Here is an 18,502-nt window from a genome sequence, read left to right as displayed (position 1 = left end):
TGCCGGTGTGGCGGAATGGTAGACGCGGGGGACTCAAAATCCCTTGGCAGCGATGTCGTGTAGGTTCGAGTCCTATCACCGGTACCACCCAAATGAACCAGGTTCATTTGTGATCGAAGGGGCCCGCGAAAGCGGGCCTTCTTTTTTGAACGCGGATCAAAGCGGAAAACGCAGGATAAAAGCGGATTAACTGAAATTGGAGCCAGCGACCTGGTCAGGCACTGGCCTCAATCCAATCCAGGCTCCCTCATCCGCTCTGATCGTGCCTTTTCCGCTTTGATCCGCGTTCAAACTAGTAACGCTAGATCTTCGCGAGGAACCCGGCGATGGCGGGCCCGAAGCGGTCGATGTCGACCAGGAACGCATCATGGCCCTGCGGCGAGGGCAGGGGCAGGAACTCCGAATCGGCGCCGCCGGCGCGCAGGCCGTCGGCGACCTGCTCCTGCTGCTGCAGGGGGAAGAGGATGTCGGTGTGGACGCCGATCGCGAGCGCGCGTTCGAGCTTGATGTTCGCCAGCCCGCGCAGAACATCGCCGTTGCCGTACTCGGCCACGTCGAACCAGTCCATCGAACGGCCCAGGTACAGGTAGCAGTTCGGGTCGAAGCTGCGCACGAAGCGGCGCGCGTGGCCCTCGAGGTAGCGCTCGACCTCGAACTCCTGCCCGAAGGGATCGTCCTCGCGGCACTCGCTGTCCAGGCGCACGCGGCCGAAACGGCCGTCCCACTCCATCGCCGAGCGGTACGTCACCACGCCCAGCTTGCGCGCGATGCGCATGCCGTTCTCCGGATACGCGTGCTCGTCGTAGAGGCCCTGGTTCCAGTTCGGATCGAGCCGGATCGCCTCGCGCTGCAGCGAGCGGATGGCGATCGAGAACGGCAGCGCCTGCGCGCTGCCCGAGACATTGATGTGCGTGCGCGCCGCGCCCGGGTGCAGCAGCAGGAAGGCCAGCGCGGTCATGCCGCCCATCGAGTTGCCGATCACGCAGGCCAGGCGCTCGATGCCCAGCGACTGCACGACGTGGTGGGCCGCGCGGGCGCCGTCCTCGATCGAGAGGTCGGGGAAGTCGAGGCGGTAGGGCTGGCCGGTGGCCGGGTTGATCGACGCCGCGCCGGTGGAGCCCTTGCAGCTGCCGAGCGCGTTCACGCAGACGACGAACCAGCGGTCGGTGTCGATCGGCTTGCCCGGCCCCAGCATCGCTTCCCACCAGCCCGGCTCGTGGTTGCCCGCGTTCGACGCGGCGTGCGCGTTCGGCGACAGCCCGGTGAAGATCAGCACCGCGTTGTCGCGCGCGGCGTTCAATTCACCCCAGGTTTCGCAGGCCATGCGCGCGCCGTGCAGCGCGCCGCCGCGCTTGAACGGAAACGGCGAGGGCAGGGCGACGAAGCGCGTACCCGGCGGGATCGCCTCGCTCACGGCAGCACCTGGTCGATCACCAGCTCGGCGCGGGCGCCGTCGGCGACGGCCAGCGTCACGGCGGTGGCCTCGAGGTCGCCCGGCGCGGCGGCCGCGTCACCCGACTTCGAGATGCGCGCCAGGACGCGGACTTCCGACTGCATCGAAAGCTTCTGCGCTGGCATCAGGCCGTCGGCGTCCGACAGCGTCAGCGTGAGCGGGAAACCGGTGGCCGGCAGCCGCTTCACCGCCACCGGCAGGCCCGCGCCATCGGCGGTGCGGGCGAAGACGTAGAGCACGCTGCCGTCACCCACCTGTTCGGCCAGGGCGGGCGCGAGCGCGACGGTGACCGTGATCGTGGGGCCCGCGGCAACGGGCGCGTCCTCGAGCGGCGCCAGGCCGGCCAGTTCGCGTGCCTGGTCCAGCTGCGGCTTCAGCGCCAGCGCGGTTTGCGGGTCGAGCAGCGGCAGCAGGCGGCCCCACACCTCGGCGGCCTCGGCCGGCTGGCCTGCCTGCAGGCGCTGTGCGCCGAGGAAGAACAGGCCGCGCTGGTGCGACGGCGCGGCGGCGACGACCTGCTCCAGCAGGCGCGTGGCGCTGTCGGGGAAACGGCCGTCGGGCGCGGCGCGCATCTGCGCGTCGGCGTACTCGACCATCAGGTCCGGTTCGTTGGGCAAGATCGCGTAGGCCCGCGCGAAGGCGTCGCGCGCCTCGGTCCAGCGCTGCTGCGCCATGCGGCTGCGGCCGAGCAGCACCCAGCCCTCGACGCTGCCGGGTTCGTCGGCCAGGCGGCGTTCGAGCTGGGCGATGGCGCCTTCGAGCGTGGTGGGGGCTTCGACGTTGGCCGGGTCCAGCGCATCGGGTTCGCCCACGGCGTAATAGAGCCCGGCGGTGAACACGGGCACCGCCAGCAGCATCGCCAGCGCACTGCCGCGCGAGGACCGCCACAGCGGCGGCAGCACGAAGGCCAGCGCCAGCACCACCAGCAGCGCGGCGCCGATCAGGAAAGACGTCATCACCACTCCTGGGAATCGTTGGCCGGCGGCACGGCGGGCGCGGCGGCAGCGCGGCGGCGCACCACGGCCACCAGCACGGCGGCGCCGCCCAGCAGGATCAGCGCCGGGCCGAACCACAGCAGCCAGGTGGTCGGCTTCACCGGCGGGTTGTAGAGCACGAAATCGCTGTAGCGCGCGACCAGGTAGTCCTTGATCTCGGCGTCGGTCTTGCCCTGGCGCATCAGGTCGAGCACCTGGCGGCGCAGGTCCTCGGCGATCTGGGCATTGGAGTCGGCCAGCGACTGGTTCTGGCACATCACGCAGCGCAGCTCGGCGCTCAGCGCGCGGAAGCGGGCTTCCTCGGCGGCGTCGCGGAACTCGATCGGCGCGGCGGCGTTCGCCACCAGCGAGGCCAGCATCAGCATCAGGAAAAGCAGGCGCTTCATCGCAGGTCCTCGATCAACGGCAGCAGCTGCGCTTCGACGACTTCATCCGTCACCGGCCCGACGTGCTTCCAGCGGATCACGCCCTGCGCATCCACCAGGAAGGTCTCGGGCGCGCCGTAGATGCCCCAGTCGAGCGCGGCGCGGCCTTCCTCGTCGGTGATCACCAGGTCGTAGGGATTGCCGAACTGCTGCAGCCAGCGCTGCGCGTCCTCGGTGGTGTCCTTGTAGTCGTAGCCGACCACCTTGATGACGCCGCTTTCGGCCAGGCGCGTGATCACCGGGTGCTCGTCGCGGCAGGCCGGGCACCAGCTGCCCCAGACGTTGAGCAGGTAGGGCGCGCCGCGCAGGTCGGTATTGCGCACGATGCGGTCGGGCTCGCCCAGCACCGGCAGCGCGAATTCAGGCGCCGGCTTGCCCACCAGCGGCGACGGGATCGCGCTGGTGTCCTTGCCCGAATTCATCATCACGCCCACGCCCAGCAGCACGGCCAGGCCGAGGAAGGCGATGAAGGGCAGCAGCCGCTTGATCATGCCGCCACCTTGCGCCGGAAGCGCTGGTCGAAGGCGACGATGAAGCCGCCGAGCGCCATGAACAGCGCGCCGAGCCAGATCAGGCGGATCCAGGGCTTCACGTACAGCCGCAGCGCCCAGGTGCCGTTCGCATCCAGCGGTTCACCCAGCGCCACGTACAGGTCGCGGTGCAGGCTGCCGTGCAGGGCCGCCTCGGTCATCACCTGGCCGCCGGCCTTGTAGGCGCGCTTCTCGGGGTGCATCACCGCGATCTCCTCGCCGTCGCGGCTCACGCGCACGGTGCCGCGGTCGGCGATGAAATTCGGGCCCGGCGCCTTCTCCACGCCGTCGAAGGCGAAGTCGTAGCCGCGCAGCGCGAACGACTGCCCGGGCCGCGCCGCCACGTCACGCTCGATGCTGGTCGATTCGGTGATGAACACGCCGGCCACGAAGAGGCCGATGCCCGCATGCGCCAGCACCATGCCGACCATCTCGGCGGTGAAGCGGCTGCCCTTCGAGCGCGCGCGCTGCCAGACGAAGCGCGCCGTGCCGCCCAGGATCCAGGCCGCGCCCAGCAGGCCGAACGCCGTCTTGGCGGTGCCTTCGGGCCACAGGAAGAAGGTCGCCACGCCCACGACCACGGCCAGCACGGCCCACGGCGCCAGCCAGCGCACCGGCTGAGACATGTCCTCGCGCTGCCAGCGCACCAGCGGCCCGAACGGCACCAGCGCCACCAGCGGCGCCATCAGCAGGATGAACAGCAGGCCGAAGTAGGGCGGGCCGACGGAAATCTTGCCGAGGTCGAGCGCGTCGGCCAGCAGCGGGTAGAGCGTGCCCAGCAGGATCATCGCCGCCGAGGCGGTGAGCAGCAGGTTGTTGGCCAGCAGGAAGGTCTCGCGCGAGCCGGCCGCGAACGGCTGCCCCGATTCCACCTTGGGCGCGCGGATCGCGTACAGCAGCAGCGAGCCGCCGATCACGATCGCGAGGAAAATGAGGATGAACATGCCGCGCTCGGGATCCGACGCGAACGCATGCACCGAGGTCAGCACGCCCGAGCGCACCAGGAAGGTGCCCAGCAGCGACAGCGAGAACGCCGCGATCGCCAGCAGCAGGGTCCAGCCGCGGAAGCTGCCGCGCTTCTCGGTCACCGCCTGCGAGTGCACCAGCGCGGCGCCCACGAGCCAGGGCATGAAGCTCGCGTTCTCGACCGGGTCCCAGAACCACCAGCCGCCCCAGCCCAGTTCGTAATAGGCCCAGAAGCTGCCGAGCGCGATGCCCAGCGTCAGGAAGGCCCAGGCCACGTTGGTCCACGGCCGCGACCAGCGCACCCACTGCGCGTCCACCTTGCCGTCGATCAGCGCCGCCACCGCGAACGCGAACGCCACCGCGAAGCCGACGTAGCCCATGTAGAGCAGCGGCGGGTGGAAGATCATGCCCGGGTCCTGCAGCAGCGGGTTCATGTCGCGCCCTTCGGCCGCGGCCGGCAGCAGCCGCACGAAGGGGTTGGACGTGAACACGGTGAAGGCGAGGAAGCCCACCGACACCATGCCCATCACCGCCAGCACGCGCGCCACCACCGGCGCCGGCAGCGCCTTCGAGAAGCGCGCCACCAGCGCGGTCCACAGCACCAGGAACCAGATCCACAGCAGCAGCGAACCTTCGTGCGCACTCCACACCGCGGTGATCTGGTACGCGCGCGGCAGCAGCGTGTTCGAGTTCTGGGCGACATAGGCCACCGAGAAATCGTGCTGCAGGAAGGCCCAGGTCAGCAGCGCGTACGACACCGACACCAGCACCAGCAGGCCGTAGGCCAGCGGCCGGGCGGTGGCCATCCAGGCCGCGTGGCCGCGGTGCGCGCCGGCCAGCGGCAGCACCGACAGCGCCACCGCCAGCACCATCGCCAGCAGCAGGCTGATCAATCCCAGTTCGGGCAGCACTCAGTAGCCTCCCGGCTTGGCTTCGCCCGCGGGCGCCGCCTCGACCTTGTGCTTCTCGTGCGCCTTGCCCATCGCGTCGGCGACTTCCTTGGGCATGTACTGCTCGTCGTGCTTGGCCAGCACCTGGGTGGCGATGAAGACGTCGCCCTCGCGGCGGCCGGTGGCGACCACGGCCTGGTTCTCGCGGAACAGGTCGGGGAGGATGCCCTCGTAGTGCGCGGTCATGATCGCGTCGCCGTCGGTGACGCCGAACTGCACCTTCAGCGTGCCTTCCTCGCGCTTGAGCGTGTCCTTGGCGACCATGCCGCCGAGCCGGAACACGGCCTGGTCGGCGGCTTCGCCCGCGAACACCTGGCTGGGCGTGTAGAGGTAGGTGATGTTCTCGCGCAGGGCGAGCGTGACCAGCGCCGCGGCGACGCCGGAGGCGGCCAGCAGGGCGAGGATGAGCAGCAGGCGGCGCTTGCGGATCGGGTTCATGCGGGGGTTCCGGTCTTGCGGGCGGCCTCGCGCGCGGCGCGCTGGGCGATCTCGCGGCGGGTGCGCGCCAGCTTCAGGCGCGGCACCGCGAAGTCCCAGGCCAGGAAGGCCGCGAACACGGCGTAGGCGCCGATGACGTACTCGAGGTAGCTCATCGCGCCACCCCCGAGGCCGCGCGGGCCCAGTCCTTGCCGGCCTCGCGCGCGAGGTTGTCGGCGCGGGCGCGCTGCAGCAGCGAGCCGATGAACCAGAACTTGGTGGCGAACACCATCACCCAAAGCGGCCAGGCCATGGACGAATCCATGGTGGACTCGCCGAACAGCTTGATGGTGGCGCCCTGGTGCAGCGAGTTCCACCACTCCACCGAGTAGCGGATCACCGGCAGCAGCACCACGCCGACGATGGCCAGGAAGCCGGCGGCGCGCGCGGCGGCGCGGCGGTCCTCGATCGCGGCGTTAAGGCCGATCACGCCCAGGTAAAGGAACAGCAGCACCAGTTCGGAGGTCAGGCGCGGATCCCAGTCCCACCAGGTGCCCCACATCGGCTTGCCCCAGATCGAACCGGTGGCCAGGGTGACGAAGGTGAACCAGGCGCCGACCGGGGCGCAGGCCATGGCCAGCACTTCGCACAGCTTGATGTGCCAGACCAGGGCGATGGCGGCATAGACCGCCATCAGCGCGTACACGAACAGGCTCATCCACGCGGCCGGCACGTGGATGTAGAGGATGCGGAAGCTGTCGCCCTGCTGGTAGTCGGCCGGCACCACGAACAGCGCGCCGTAGAGGCCCACGGCCATCATCGCGAGGGCGACCAGGAAGGAGACCGGCACCCAGCGCGCCGCGAAGCGGTCGAAGACCGGCGGCGAGCCGAGTTGGTGGAACCAGAGCAGGACGGGATTCACGGTGGTTTGCGACTTCTTCAGCTCAGGGCGATTCGGACCGCCGCGGCGGCGGCGAGCGGGGCCAGCACGAGGGCCAGGGCCAGTCCGGCCCCCAGCAGCAGCAGGGCGCCGGCCCAGGGAAGGCCCTGCGCGGCGGCCATCACGCTGCCTGCCCCGAACACCAGCACGGGCAGGAACAAAGGCAGCGCCAGCAGGGCCAAAAGCATACCAGAGCGCCGTATACCGACCGTCAGCGCCGCGACCACCGCGCCCACCAGGCTCAGCAGCGGCGTGCCCAGCAGCAGCGAGGCCACCAGCACCGGCAGGAGTTCCGTCGGCAGGTACAGCAGTTGCGCCAGCAGCGGCGTCGCCAGCACCAGGGGCAGGGCGGTGGTGAGCCAGTGCACGCCCACGCGCACGGCGATCAGCCAGGCCAGCGGCACCGGCGCGAGCAGCATCTGCTCGAGGCTGCCGTCCTCGACATCGCTGCGGTAGAGCGCGTCCAGGGTGAGCAGGCCCGACAGCAGCACCGCGACCCACAGCACGCCCGGCGCGATACGCGCCAACTGCGGCGGGTCGGCGCCGAGCGCCAGCGGGAACAGGGCGACCACCATCAGCGAGAACAGCAGCGGCTGGGCCGCATCACCGCGCCGGCGCCAGACCAGGCGCAGGTCGCGCAGGGCCTGGGCGCGGCCGGCCGCCAGCAGCGACGGGCCTCTCACGCCGGCACCCGGGTCGGGCCCAGCGCGAGCGTGCGCACCGGCACCGGCGGGGCCGCGTAGGCGCCGTGCGTGGTGAGCAGGGCGGCGCCGCCGGTGGCGAGGTGCTGCTGGATCAGGCGGTTCACCAGCGCGATGCCGTCCAGGTCGAGGTTGGCGTAGGGCTCGTCCAGCAGCCACAGCGGTGCCGGCTGCAGGCGCAGGCGGGCGAGGGCCAGGCGTTTGTTCTGGCCGGCCGAGAGGCGACGGGCGGGGCTGTCTTCGTGGCCGGCCAGGCCGACGGCGGCGAGCGCGGCCGCGAGGTCGGCGCCGGGGTCGCCGCCCTGGAGGGCGTGGCTGTAGGCCAGGTTTTCCAGCGCGCCGAGGTCAGCCTTGTGCCCGGACAGGTGTCCGAGATAGGCGCTGCCGCGGGCCAGGTGGTCGCGGTCCACCGGCCGGCCCTGCAGGGCGACTTCGCCCCCCGAGGCGGGCAACAAGCCGGCCAGCACGCGCAGCAGCGTGGTCTTGCCGGCGCCGTTGCCGCCCAGCACCAGCAGGGCTTCGCCGGGGCCCAGGGTGAAGTCGAGGGGGCCGAACACCGGCTCGTCGTTGCGCGAGAAGCACAGCCCGCGGGCCTGCAGCAGCGGGGACGAGGCGTGCGGGGAGTCGGTCATTGCGCGGGCATGCTACGAGCCGGGGCTGGCGCTGTCCATGACGCAGGTCAGGGCAGCCCCGGTAACCAAATGGCGCGGTGAACAGCGATCCTTCACATAGTTGACCGCGGCCCGGCGTTTCCTGCCATTGGATGATTGTGATTGCAATGTGGCTGGGGGAGAATCGAGCGGCTCATTCATCTGCAGGACAGCTATTCCATGCGCGCCACACCCCTGATGCTCGCGATCGCCCTGGGCCTCGGCCTGCCGGCAGGTTCGCCCGATGCCGCTTCGCCCAAGAATCCCGACGCGCTGCGTGCCGATGCGCTGCAGACCTACATCGTCGTTTTCGACGAGGCCCCGGCCGCCCGTTTCCGCGGCTTCGGCAAGGCCGACGCCGGCCGCCCGTCGCTGGCCGCCACCAGCCCGATGGCCACCGGCGAGCGCAAGTACGACGCCACCAGCGCCGCGGCGGTCGAGTACGTCGACTACCTCGACGACCTCCGCCGCACGCGCCTCAACGACGCGGCCATCGCGCTGATGCGCCCGCTGGAGCCGACCCACGTCTTCCGCCACGGCCTCAACGGCATGAGCGTCGAGCTCACCGCCGATGAAGCCAAGCGCATCGCGCGCCTGCCCGGCGTGCGCACCGTGCGCCCGGAGTTCGAGCGCTACCTGATGACCGACCGCGGCCCGCTCTGGATCAAGGCCGACCAGGTCTGGTCCGGGCTCGCCACCGGCGTCGCCAACCGCGGCGAGGGCGTGATCGTCGGCGTCATCGACAGCGGCATCAACCGCACCCACGTGTCCTTCTCGGGCGCGGGCATCACCAACCCGCTGCCGGGCTTCGTCGGCTACTGCGCCTCGGTGCCCTCGGCCTGCAACAACAAGGTGATCGGCCTCTGGGACTTCACCGGCCCGGCCAATGGCATCGGCGACCCGATCGACGACGACGGCCACGGCACCCACACCGCCTCCACGGCGGTCGGCGCGCCGTTTTCCTCCGGCGGCGTCACCTACAGCGGCGTGGCGCCGCGCGCGAACCTGATCGCCTACAAGGCCTGCCCGGCCGATACCTGCACCGGCTCGGCCATCCTCGCCTCGATCGACCGCGCCATCGCCGACGGCGTGGACGTCATCAACTACTCCATCGGCAGCGGCCCCTTCGATCCGTGGGACTCGGTCGGCGTGGCCGGCGCCGATGACGCGGAATCCTTCCTGGCGGCCCGCGAGGCCGGCATCGTGGTGGCGGCCTCGGCCGGCAACGACGGCCCGGATCCGGGCACGCACGGCAACCCGGCCAACTCGCCCTGGGTGATGGGCGTCGCCGCCGCCACCCACGACCGCTCCGGCGCCGGCGATCGCCTCGCCAGCTTCAGCGGCCGCGGCCCGGTCGTCCCGCTCGGCGTGAACAAGCCCGACATCACGGGTCCGGGCGTCAGCATCCGCGCCGCCGGCACCGCCAGCAACACGGCGGTAGCCACCCTCAGCGGCACCTCGATGTCGTCGCCGCACGTGGCCGGCGCCGCCGCGCTGCTGCGCTCGATCCACCCGGGCCACACCCCCGACGAGATCATCTCGGCGCTGATGCTCACCGCGCGACCCTCGGTCACCGAGTTCTCCCTGCCGACCACCCCGCACGACCAGGGCTCGGGCATGGTGGACGTGGCCCTGGCCGCGCGCGCCGGCCTCTACCTCGACGTGCCGGCGGGCGGCTTCAACGCCCCGCGCGCCAACCCGTACACGGGCGGCGCCGAGAACATCAACCTGCCCAGCATCGCCCACGGCGCCTGCTTCCGCAGCTGCGTGCTCACCCGCACGTTCAAGCTGATGCCGGGTGCCGCGGCCGGCAACTACAGCGTGCAGGCCAGCTTCACCGATGCGCCGGGCGCCACCATCACCCCGAGCGTGGGCTCGTTCACCAGCAGCGCCGGTGGCCAGGCGGTCAGCTTCACCGTCAATGTCGACAGCCCGGCCCTGGTGGGCAAGTGGGTCTACGGCAGCGTCACCCTGGTGAACACCTCCGGCGACGGTCGTCCGAACCTGCGCCTGCCGGTGTCGATCTACGTCTCGCCGTTCGCCAGCTCGGCCGCCGAAGCGGCGCTGTCGACGATCACCCGCAACGTGACCCGTGAGCGCGACTACTTCGACATCACGCTCAGCGGCATGGTGCCGATGCCGGAGGCGCGCTTCAGCACCTCCAGCCTGGTGGCGCCGGTCAGCACCACGCAGACCATCGCGGCTGATCCGACCAACAACGATCCCTACGACGCCGGCTCCAATACCTACCTGCGCCTGGTCTCGGTGCCGGCCACGCCGGCCGGCAGCGATCCGATCCAGTACCGCCTCACCGTGACCACCACGGCGACGAACCCGGACATCGACCTGTTCGTGGGCCGCGACACCGACCTCAACGGCGCGGGCCGCGAGGCCGAAGAGCTCTGCACCTCGCTCACGAGCGGGTCCAACGAGTCCTGCGTGCTCAGCTTCACCTCCCAGGCCTCCGCCGCCCAGTACTGGATCGTGGTCCAGAACTTCAGCGGCCCGGGCACGGGCGTGCGCGTGGATTCGGTGCTGCTGCCGATCTCGGTCTCGAGCACGTCGGCCATGGTGGCCAGCGGCCCCGGCCGCACCTCGGCCAGCGCGTCCTTCCGCATCCGCGTCGCCTACGATGATCCGGGCCTGGTCAATGGCCAGTCGCGCGAGGGCCTGCTGTTCATCCAGCCCAGCCCGGGCGCGAACCCGATCGAAGTGCCGATCCGCCTCACGCGCACCGGCAGCAGCTTCGAGCCGTTCGCGCTGGCCAACAACGTTGGCCGCGCGGTGACGCTGCCGGCGGGCGCCAGCCACGACAAGCTGTACTTCGACGTGCCGCCGAACGTGACCAGCGTCGAGTTCACCACCAGCAATGCCACCGGCAACGTGGACCTGTACGTCGCCCACGTGGCCTCGCCGACCGGTCCGGCCATCGCCTCGGCGCCGGCATGGAACGGGCAGGCGATCTACCGCGTCGCCTCGGGTTCGGGCAATGAGTCGCTGACCGTCGCGGGTGGCAACCTGCCGCCGGGCCGCTACTACGTGGTGCCCACCAACGCCACCGGCGGCACGGTGAGCGCCACGGTCACCGCGCGCATCCTCACCCAGGGCGTGAAGCCGGCCTTCCTCTCGGGCCAGTACTTCAACCCTGCGCGCGACGGCCATGGCCTGTTCATCGACTTCGCGGGCCCGGCCGGGAACCCGGACCAGTGGATCTCGGTCTGGTACGCCTACCTCGAGGACACCACCCCGACCTGGTACTACTCGCAGGGCGCCACGCCCGGCGCGGACGGCATCTGGAAGGCGGAGCTGTTCCGCGTCGTCTGGGACGGCGACAGCACGCACGCGGTGGACGTCGGCGACGTGATCGTGACCCCGACCGGGGCCGAGACGATGACGATGAGCTTCAACCTCGACGGCCGCAGCGGTTCGGAGCCGATGGTCCGCATCGGCGGCGGCACCTGCCCGCAGTTCAACGGCCAGACCCTCGACGTGAGCGGCCACTGGTTCTCGCCGACGCTGTCGGGCTTCGGCTACAGCTACCAGGTCACCGGTGGCGCCAATCCGCAGGAAGTCTTCATCCCCTACGTCTACGACGGCCAGGGTTTCCCGCGCTGGCTGTACGGCCAGAAGAACTTCGACGGCAGCGTCGGCAACTTCAACCTGCAGTGGTTCGCCGGCTTCTCGCCGCTGGCCGCCCCGGTGCAGCTGACCGGCACCGCCGCCGGCACCGGCACCCGCACGCTGGCGACCAACAACGTCACCAACATGTCGGTCAATGCCAACCTGACCGGCGCGCTGGCGGGCAACTGGGTGCAGAACCTCCCGGTCGCGCAGCTGTCGCAGCGCAAGAACTGCCAGTAAGCCCGTGCCATGCCGCGTGAAGAAGGGGCCCTCCGGGGCCCCTTTTTTTCAGCCGTGGGAGGGGCTCCAGTCCCGATGGCTTGTGCCTGAAAGCATCGGGACTGAAGTCCCTCCCACAGGGCCGGGGGCGGCATAATACGGGCTCCCGCCGAAACGACGCTCCCGCCCATGCACGTGCCCAACAAGCTGCCGAAGGTCGGCACCACCATCTTTACCGTCATGTCCCAGCTGGCGCTGGAGCACCAGGCGGTCAACCTGGGCCAGGGCTTCCCGGATTTCCCGGTGCCGCAGCGGCTGGTGGACGAACTCGCGCGCGCGATGGCCGAGGGCAAGAACCAGTACGCGCCGATGACCGGCATCCCGGCCCTGCGCCAGGCCATCGCCGCCAAGACCGCGCGCTGCTACGGCCGCACCGTGGATGCCGACGCCGAGGTCACGGTGACCAGCGGCGCCAGCGAGGCGATCTTCAACGCCATCCTCGCCCTGGTCAGCCCGGGCGAGGAGGTGATCGTGCTCGACCCCTGCTACGACTGCTACGAGCCCGCCATCGACCTCGCCGGCGCGACCCCCGTGCACGTGCCGCTGGATCCCGTGGATTTCAGCGTCGACTGGCAGCGCGTGCGCGACGCCATCACGCCGCGCACCCGCATGCTGATGGTGAACACGCCGCACAATCCGTCCGGCGCGATGTTCACCGCCGACGACATGGCGGCGCTGGCCGGCCTGCTGCGCGGCACCGACATCATCCTGCTCTCGGACGAGGTCTACGAGCACATCATCTTCGACGGCCGCCGGCATGAATCGGTGCTGCGCTACCCGGAGCTGGCCGAGCGGTCCGTGGTCGTGTCCAGCTTCGGCAAGACCTACCACTGCACCGGCTGGAAGATCGGCTACGCGATCGCGCCGCCGAAGCTGAGCGCCGAGTTCCGCAAGGTGCACCAGTACAACACCTTCTGCAGTTTCGCCCCGGCGCAGTGGGCGTTCGCGGCGATGATCGCGCAGGAGCCGGCGCACTACGACGAGCTCGGCGCCTTCTACCAGGCCAAGCGCGACCGCTTCCGCGAACAGCTGCTGGGCACGCGCCTGAAGCCGCTGCCGGTGCCGGGCGGCTATTTCCAGCTGGTGGACTATTCGGCGGTGAGCCACCTGCCGGACGCGGAGTTCTGCCGCTGGCTGACGATCGAGAAGGGCGTGGCCGCGATCCCGCTGTCGCCGTTCTACGAGACGCCGCCGGCCGGCCAGCGCCTGGCGCGGCTGTGCTTCGCCAAGGTCGAATCCACCCTGGACGCCGCGATCGAGCGGCTGGCGAGGATCTGAGCATGCAGGACCTCCGCGTCTCGCTGGTGCAGGGCGATACCGTTTGGCACGACCCGGCGGCGAATCGTGAACGCTACGGCGACCTGATCGCGCCGCTGGCCGGCCAGTCCGACCTGGTGGTGCTGCCGGAAACCTTCACCTCGGGCTTCAGCAACGAGGCCCTGGCCAGCGCCGAAGACATGGACGGCCCGACCGTGCGCTGGATCCGCGAGCAGGCCGCGCGCCTGGGCGCGGTGGTCACCGGCAGCGTGCAGCTGCGGGTGGGCGAGGGCGTGTACAACCGCCTGCTGTGGGCCACGCCGGAGGGCGGGCTGTCGTCCTACGACAAGCGCCATCTGTTCCGGATGGCGCGCGAGCACGAGCGCTATGCCGCTGGCCGCGATCGCCTCACGGTGGAGCTCAAGGGCTGGCGGGTGTGCCCGCTGGTCTGCTACGACCTGCGCTTCCCGGTCTTCATCCGCAACCGCTTTGGCGTCGAGGCGCCGGGCCGCTTCGACTACGACCTGCTGCTGTTCGTCGCCAATTGGCCCGCCCCGCGCCGTTACGCCTGGCAGACACTGCTGCGCGCCCGCGCGATCGAGAACCTGAGCTGCGTCGCCGCGGTCAACCGCGCCGGCACCGACGGCAACGGCATCGCCTACGCCGGCGACAGCGTCGCCCTGGACTTCCTGGGCCAGCCGCAGCTCGAGTTCGGGGAGGGCGTGCACGTCGGCACCACCACGTTCTCCGCATCCGCACTCGCCGCCCACCGCGAACGCTTTCCGGCCCACCTCGACGCCGATCGTTTCGAGGTTTACTGATCGTCTGGTGCTTGTGGGCTTGGCGTTTCGAACGCGGATCAGGGCGGATGGACGCGGATAAACGCGGATAGGGAAACCGCACGAAGAATTTTGTCGGGCGCTTACTTCGCCAGCCTGGCGGCGAAACCCGACGGGGGCACGGCGAAAGAAAAGGGGTCAGAGTAAATATCTGTTTCAAACAGATATTTACTCTGACCCCTTTTTTGCACAGCTCATCGCTTTGGTTTATCCGCGTTTATCCGCGTCCATCCGCTCTGATCCGCGTTCAAACCTCCGAACCCCCACCCCGCGAGATCAATCGTCGGACGGCAGGCCCTCGGGGCGCTTTTTGCGGAAGGGCGGAGGGCCGCCGGCGCCGCCGGGGCGCGGGCCGCGGTTGCCGTCGACCGGGCCGCGCGGGCCTTTCTTCGGGCCGCCGTAGGGGCTGGCGCCGGCGGGCGCGTTGCCGCGCGGGCCGGCCGGGCCGCGCGAATGGCCGTAAGGGGCATCGCCGCCGGGCTTCGGGCCACGCGGGCCACGCGGGCCGCCGGGACCACCCGGGCCACGCGCCTGGCCGTAGGGCGAACCGCCCTGCGGACGCGGGCCACTGGGCTTGCCGCCCGGACGCTGGCCGCGCGGCGGCGCGACCTTCGAGCCTGTTTCCACGCCCTCGGGCACGTACCAGCTGCGGAACGCGGCCGGGTTGTTGTCGTGCGCATTGGCATGCGTCGGCTGCGCGTCACCGCGCGGGCCGCGCGGCTTCTTGTTGAAGCCGCCGCCCGGCGCACCGGGTGCGCGGTTGCCGAAGCTGTCGTCGCGCGGACCGCGGGGGCCGCCGGGCGCACCGCCGGGCTTGCCGGCGAAGGGCTTGGCACCAAACGGCTTGGGCGGACGCGCGCCGCGCGGTGCGTCGGGACCCATCGGGCCCGCGAACGGCTTGCCGCCGCCGGCGCCGCGCTTGCCCTTGCCGCCGAACGGCTTGCCGGCGCCACCGGCCGGGCGACCGCGACCGCGGCCGCCGGGCTTGTCCTCGCGGAAGGTGTCGAAGCGGCGCAGCTCGCGCGCCTCGTCGTCCACCGCACCGTTGACGTAGGACGCCTGCTTGCGGTCCTTGCCGACCCGGATCTCGGTCGGGCGCGACTTGCGCTGGCCGATCACCGGCTGCAGCGTCAGCACCGGCGGATTCTGCTCGAGCTGGAACTGCGCGCGCAGCTTCTCGACCTGGTCGGACGGCATCTCCTCGCAGTGGCCGCGCTTGAGCAGGCGCGGCAGGTGCACGCTGCCGTACTTGACGCGCTTGAGGCGGCTGACGTTGTAGCCCTGCGATTCCCACAGGCGGCGCACCTCGCGGTTGCGGCCCTCGGTGAGCACGACCTTGAACCAGGCGTGCGAATCGGAGCTGCCGATCCGCTCGATCTCGTCGAACTTGGCCGGGCCGTCCTCGAGCTGCACGCCCTTGGCCAGGCGCTGCACCACGTCATCGGGCACTTCGCCATGGATGCGGCAGACGTACTCGCGGGCGATGCCGCTGGACGGGTGCATCAGCGCATTGGCGAGCTCGCCGTCGGTGGTGAGCAGCAGCAGGCCGGTGGTGTTGATGTCGAGGCGGCCCACCGCGATCCAGCGCGCGCCCTTCAGGCGCGGCAGCGATTCGAACACGGTCGGGCGGCCCTCGGGGTCTTCGCGGGTGGTCACTTCGCCTTCGGGCTTGTTGTACAGCAGCACGCTGGCCGGCTCGGTCAGCGCGGTGGCGACGAAGGTCTTGCCGTCGAGGTCGATGCGGTCACCGCCCTTCACCGACTGGCCGGTCTGCGCGACCGCACCGTTGACCTTCACCAGGCCCTGGGCGATGCGCTCTTCCAGCGCGCGGCGCGAGCCGAGGCCGGCCTGGGCCAGCACCTTGTGCAGCCGCTCCTCGGCCTTGGCCGCGGGCGAGCCGCCCTTGGCGCGAAGGGAGAGGGTCTTCTTGGATTTGTCGCTCATTACTTGTGCTCCGGCTCGGCGGTGTCGCCGGCCTCAGGGTCGGAAAGGTTCGCGTCGTCGCCGTCGGCGTCGTCGCCATCGGTCGTCGGGGCGACGCCGGTGTCGGAGTGGTTCTCGTCGCCGTCGCTGGCGAAGTCTTCCTCGTCGGCGACGAAGTGGCCATTGCCTTCCTCGTCGTCGTGGTCGTCCTGGTCGAGCGCGTGCCCGCCGCCTTCGACCTCCTCGTCGAGGCTGGCGGCCAGCGCGGCGCTGGCGACGCCCACCGGCGCCATGTCGAAGGGCAGCTGCGGCTCGAGCTCGGGGATGTCCTTGAGCTCGGCCAGCGGCGGCAGTTCGTCGAGCGACTTCAGGCCGAAGTAGTCGAGGAAGGTCTTGGTGGTGCCGAACAGTTCGGGCCGGCCCGGCACGTCGCGGTGGCCGACCGAGCGGATCCACTCGCGCTCTTCGAGCATCTTGATCATGTTGGCGTTGACGCTGACGCCGCGGATCTGCTCGATCTCGCCGCGGGTGATCGGCTGGCGGTAGGCGATCAGCGCCAGGGTCTCGAGCGTGGCGCGGGTGTACTTGGTCTGGCGCTCGGTCCACAGGCGCGCCACCCAGGCGTGCACGTCGGCCTTGACCTGGAAGCGGAAGCCCGAGGCGACCTCGACCAGCTCCACGCCGCGCTCGGCGCAGGCCTCGCGCAGTTCCTCGAGGGCGAGCTCGAGGCTGCCCTTGGGCGGCTGCTCCTCGTCGGGGAAGAGGCCGGCCAGCTGGGCCAGGGTGAGCGGTTGCGGCGCCGCCAGCAGGGCGGCCTCGACGATGCGTCGGATCAGGGTCTGGTCCATGGTCTCGGGGCTGCGTTCCTCAGGCGTAGTCATCGTCGACGCCGTCGGAGGTCGGGGTGGGGAGCTCCGGCTCGCCGTCGCCGGCGGCCAGGGACTTGATGTAGATCGGTGCCAGCAGCGGCCGCGGCGACTGCAGGTCGGCGTGCGCGGGCGGGGCTTCCTGCACGATCTCGAGCAGCTGTTCCTTGGCCAGCTCGAGGATGGACAGGAAGGTCACCACCACGCCCAGCCGGCCTTCCTCGGCGTTGAACAGGCTTTCGAAGGCGTGGAACTGGCCGTCCGAGAGCCGGCCCAGCACCTCGCCCATGCGCTGGCGGACGCTGAGCGCCTCGCGCCGGATGGCGTGGTGGGTGAACAGGTCGGCGCGCTTGAGCACGTCGCGCAGCGCCAGCAGCATCTCGCGCAGGTCCACCGGCGGCGGCACCTTGGCCACGGCGCGCTCGGGCACGTGGGCGTGCACCACCACGGTGTCGCGGTCCTGGCGGGGCAGGGTGTCGATGTCCTCGGCCGCCTTCTTGAAGCGCTCGTACTCCTGCAGGCGGCGCACCAGCTCGGCGCGCGGGTCGGCCTCCAGGCCTTCCTCCGACGGCGGGCGGGGCAGCAGCATGCGCGACTTGATCTCGGCCAGGATGGCGGCCATGACCAGGTATTCGGCGGCCAGCTCGAAGCGCATGTCCTCCATCACGCCGATGTAGTCGACGTACTGGCGGGTGATTTCGGCGACCGGGATGTCCAGGATGTCCAGGTTCTGGCGGCGGATCAGGTACAGCAGCAGGTCCAGCGGTCCTTCGAAGGCCTCGAGGATGACCTCGAGCGCATCCGGCGGGATGTAAAGGTCCTGCGGCATCTGCAGCACGGGCTGGCCCTTGAACACCGCCAGCGGCATTTCCTGCTGCTGCGGCTGGACCGGGAATGCCGGCTGCTCCGCTGGGATCGCGGTGGGTTCGCTCATCAAGTGCTCGGGCAAAGGTTGGGCTCGGGTCGAGCTGGCCCGCGGGGGCCGGGGTGCAACGATGCTTCGGTACTGCAGGTTCGCGACGTCATGGCCAGGCCGGGTCGCCTTACAGTGCAACGGGATGGAACCCCTGGCGGACGACCTCGGGGGCGTCCCCCGTGCAGTCCACCACGCTGGTGGGGCCGGGCTCGCAGTCCTCGGCGTCCAGCATCACGTCGGCCCAGCGCAACCAGCGCTCGGCCACCACCTCCGCCTCGTGGCTGGCTGGATCGGTCTCGTCCGGCAGCAACAGGCTGGTCGACAGCAAGGGCTCGCCCATCGCTTCCAGCAGCGCCCGGGTGACCACGTGGTCGGGCAGGCGTATGCCGATGTCGCGGCGCTTGCTTCGGCCGCTGTTCTTGATGCGCTTGGGCAGGTCCGCGGAGGCCGGAAGGATGAACGTGCAGGGTCCGGGGGTCAGCGATCGCATCAGCCGGAAGGCCGGATCGTCGAGCCGGGCCAGGCGGCCGGCCTCACTCAATTGGCGACAGAGTAAGGTGAAAGGGTGCTTGCTGTCCAGTTCACGCAGGCGCTGGACCCGCTCCTCGGCCGCCTTGGACTCCAGCCCCCAGACCAGGGCGTAGCCCGCATCGGTCGGCGCCAGGGCCAGGCCGCCGGCCTTCAGCACCGCGGCCGCCTTGTCGATCAGGCGGGACTGGGGGTTGACGGGATGGACGTGCAAGCGATCTGCCATGCCCGATTGTGCCCTGTGCC

16 protein-coding genes, 1 tRNA gene and 1 pseudogene are annotated in these 18,502 nt (G+C 70.5%); 4 read left to right on the top strand and 14 right to left on the bottom strand.

Going from position 1 to position 18,502, the window contains the following annotated elements; genetic code table 11:
- Position 1 precedes the first annotated feature (1 nt).
- Positions 2-87 (top strand) — tRNA-Leu (locus VFV21_RS00520).
- 214 nt (positions 88-301) lie between these two features.
- Here VFV21_RS00520 and metX read toward each other — a convergent pair.
- From metX to ccmA, 10 genes are read right to left on the bottom strand one after another with little or no spacing between them, the layout of a single operon-like run.
- Entirely contained in the window at positions 302-1,414 is a 1,113-nt protein-coding gene (gene metX / locus VFV21_RS00515; protein WP_329667622.1) for a homoserine O-acetyltransferase MetX, read from the bottom strand.
- Positions 1,411-2,409 (bottom strand): tetratricopeptide repeat protein, encoded by a 999-nt coding sequence (locus tag VFV21_RS00510; protein WP_329667621.1) that lies wholly within the window; start codon positions 2,407-2,409, stop codon positions 1,411-1,413. The genes metX and VFV21_RS00510 overlap by 4 nt, the downstream gene beginning before the upstream one ends.
- Entirely contained in the window at positions 2,409-2,834 is a 426-nt protein-coding gene (locus VFV21_RS00505; RefSeq protein WP_329667620.1) for a cytochrome c-type biogenesis protein, read from the bottom strand. Before VFV21_RS00505 ends, VFV21_RS00510 begins: the two co-directional genes overlap by 1 nt.
- Positions 2,831-3,364, bottom strand: coding sequence for a DsbE family thiol:disulfide interchange protein (locus VFV21_RS00500; RefSeq protein ID WP_329667619.1), 534 nt, complete (start codon positions 3,362-3,364; stop codon positions 2,831-2,833). The genes VFV21_RS00505 and VFV21_RS00500 overlap by 4 nt, the downstream gene beginning before the upstream one ends.
- On the bottom strand, positions 3,361-5,280 hold the full coding sequence (locus VFV21_RS00495; protein ID WP_329667618.1) for a heme lyase CcmF/NrfE family subunit: 1,920 nt from the start codon (positions 5,278-5,280) through the stop codon (positions 3,361-3,363). Before VFV21_RS00495 ends, VFV21_RS00500 begins: the two co-directional genes overlap by 4 nt.
- Complete coding sequence (gene ccmE, locus VFV21_RS00490; RefSeq protein ID WP_034209954.1) at positions 5,281-5,757, bottom strand: cytochrome c maturation protein CcmE; 477 nt, start codon at positions 5,755-5,757, stop codon at positions 5,281-5,283.
- Positions 5,754-5,912, bottom strand: a complete 159-nt coding sequence (gene ccmD, locus VFV21_RS00485; protein WP_329667617.1) for a heme exporter protein CcmD — start codon at positions 5,910-5,912, stop codon at positions 5,754-5,756. The genes ccmE and ccmD overlap by 4 nt, the downstream gene beginning before the upstream one ends.
- Positions 5,909-6,658, bottom strand: coding sequence for a heme ABC transporter permease CcmC (gene ccmC, locus VFV21_RS00480; RefSeq protein ID WP_329667616.1), 750 nt, complete (start codon positions 6,656-6,658; stop codon positions 5,909-5,911). Before ccmC ends, ccmD begins: the two co-directional genes overlap by 4 nt.
- Before the next feature lie 17 nt (positions 6,659-6,675).
- Positions 6,676-7,359, bottom strand: a complete 684-nt coding sequence (ccmB, locus tag VFV21_RS00475) for a heme exporter protein CcmB (protein ID WP_329667615.1) — start codon at positions 7,357-7,359, stop codon at positions 6,676-6,678.
- Positions 7,356-8,009, bottom strand: coding sequence for a heme ABC exporter ATP-binding protein CcmA (gene ccmA, locus VFV21_RS00470; RefSeq protein ID WP_329667614.1), 654 nt, complete (start codon positions 8,007-8,009; stop codon positions 7,356-7,358). Before ccmA ends, ccmB begins: the two co-directional genes overlap by 4 nt.
- A gap of 198 nt (positions 8,010-8,207) precedes the next feature.
- Here ccmA and VFV21_RS00465 point away from each other — a divergent pair, with 198 nt between their 5' ends.
- The 3 genes from VFV21_RS00465 to VFV21_RS00455 all read left to right on the top strand — a co-directional run bounded on the left by VFV21_RS00465 (position 8,208) and on the right by VFV21_RS00455 (position 14,005).
- Entirely contained in the window at positions 8,208-11,888 is a 3,681-nt protein-coding gene (locus VFV21_RS00465) for a S8 family peptidase (RefSeq protein WP_329667613.1), read from the top strand.
- A 168-nt stretch (positions 11,889-12,056) separates the two neighbouring features.
- Positions 12,057-13,205 carry a pyridoxal phosphate-dependent aminotransferase gene (locus tag VFV21_RS00460; RefSeq protein WP_329667612.1) on the top strand — a complete coding sequence of 383 codons (1,149 nt, stop codon included), beginning with the start codon at positions 12,057-12,059 and terminating at the stop codon, positions 13,203-13,205.
- 2 nt (positions 13,206-13,207) lie between these two features.
- Complete coding sequence (locus tag VFV21_RS00455) at positions 13,208-14,005, top strand: amidohydrolase (protein WP_329667611.1); 798 nt, start codon at positions 13,208-13,210, stop codon at positions 14,003-14,005.
- Between the two features lie 294 nt (positions 14,006-14,299).
- Here the strand turns inward: VFV21_RS00455 and rluB are convergent, their stop codons facing one another.
- The 4 genes and pseudogenes from rluB to VFV21_RS00435 form a co-directional block, all read right to left on the bottom strand.
- Positions 14,300-15,967: a 23S rRNA pseudouridine(2605) synthase RluB gene (rluB, locus tag VFV21_RS00450; protein WP_329667610.1), complete on the bottom strand. Its 1,668-nt coding sequence runs from the start codon at positions 15,965-15,967 to the stop codon at positions 14,300-14,302.
- A gap of 5 nt (positions 15,968-15,972) precedes the next feature.
- Positions 15,973-16,794, bottom strand: a pseudogene (gene scpB, locus VFV21_RS00445) (SMC-Scp complex subunit ScpB); the annotation flags it as partial.
- 19 nt (positions 16,795-16,813) lie between these two features.
- Positions 16,814-17,746, bottom strand: a complete 933-nt coding sequence (locus VFV21_RS00440) for a ScpA family protein (protein WP_329667609.1) — start codon at positions 17,744-17,746, stop codon at positions 16,814-16,816.
- Between the two features lie 109 nt (positions 17,747-17,855).
- Positions 17,856-18,482 (bottom strand): L-threonylcarbamoyladenylate synthase, encoded by a 627-nt coding sequence (locus VFV21_RS00435; protein WP_034210912.1) that lies wholly within the window; start codon positions 18,480-18,482, stop codon positions 17,856-17,858.
- Positions 18,483-18,502 lie beyond the last annotated feature (20 nt).

It is taken from the genome of Arenimonas sp., assembly GCF_036275555.1.
GTDB lineage: Bacteria > Pseudomonadota > Gammaproteobacteria > Xanthomonadales > Xanthomonadaceae > Arenimonas.
The sequence above is the reverse complement of the archived record's forward strand: the minus strand, read 5'-3'. Positions and strand labels throughout refer to the sequence as shown.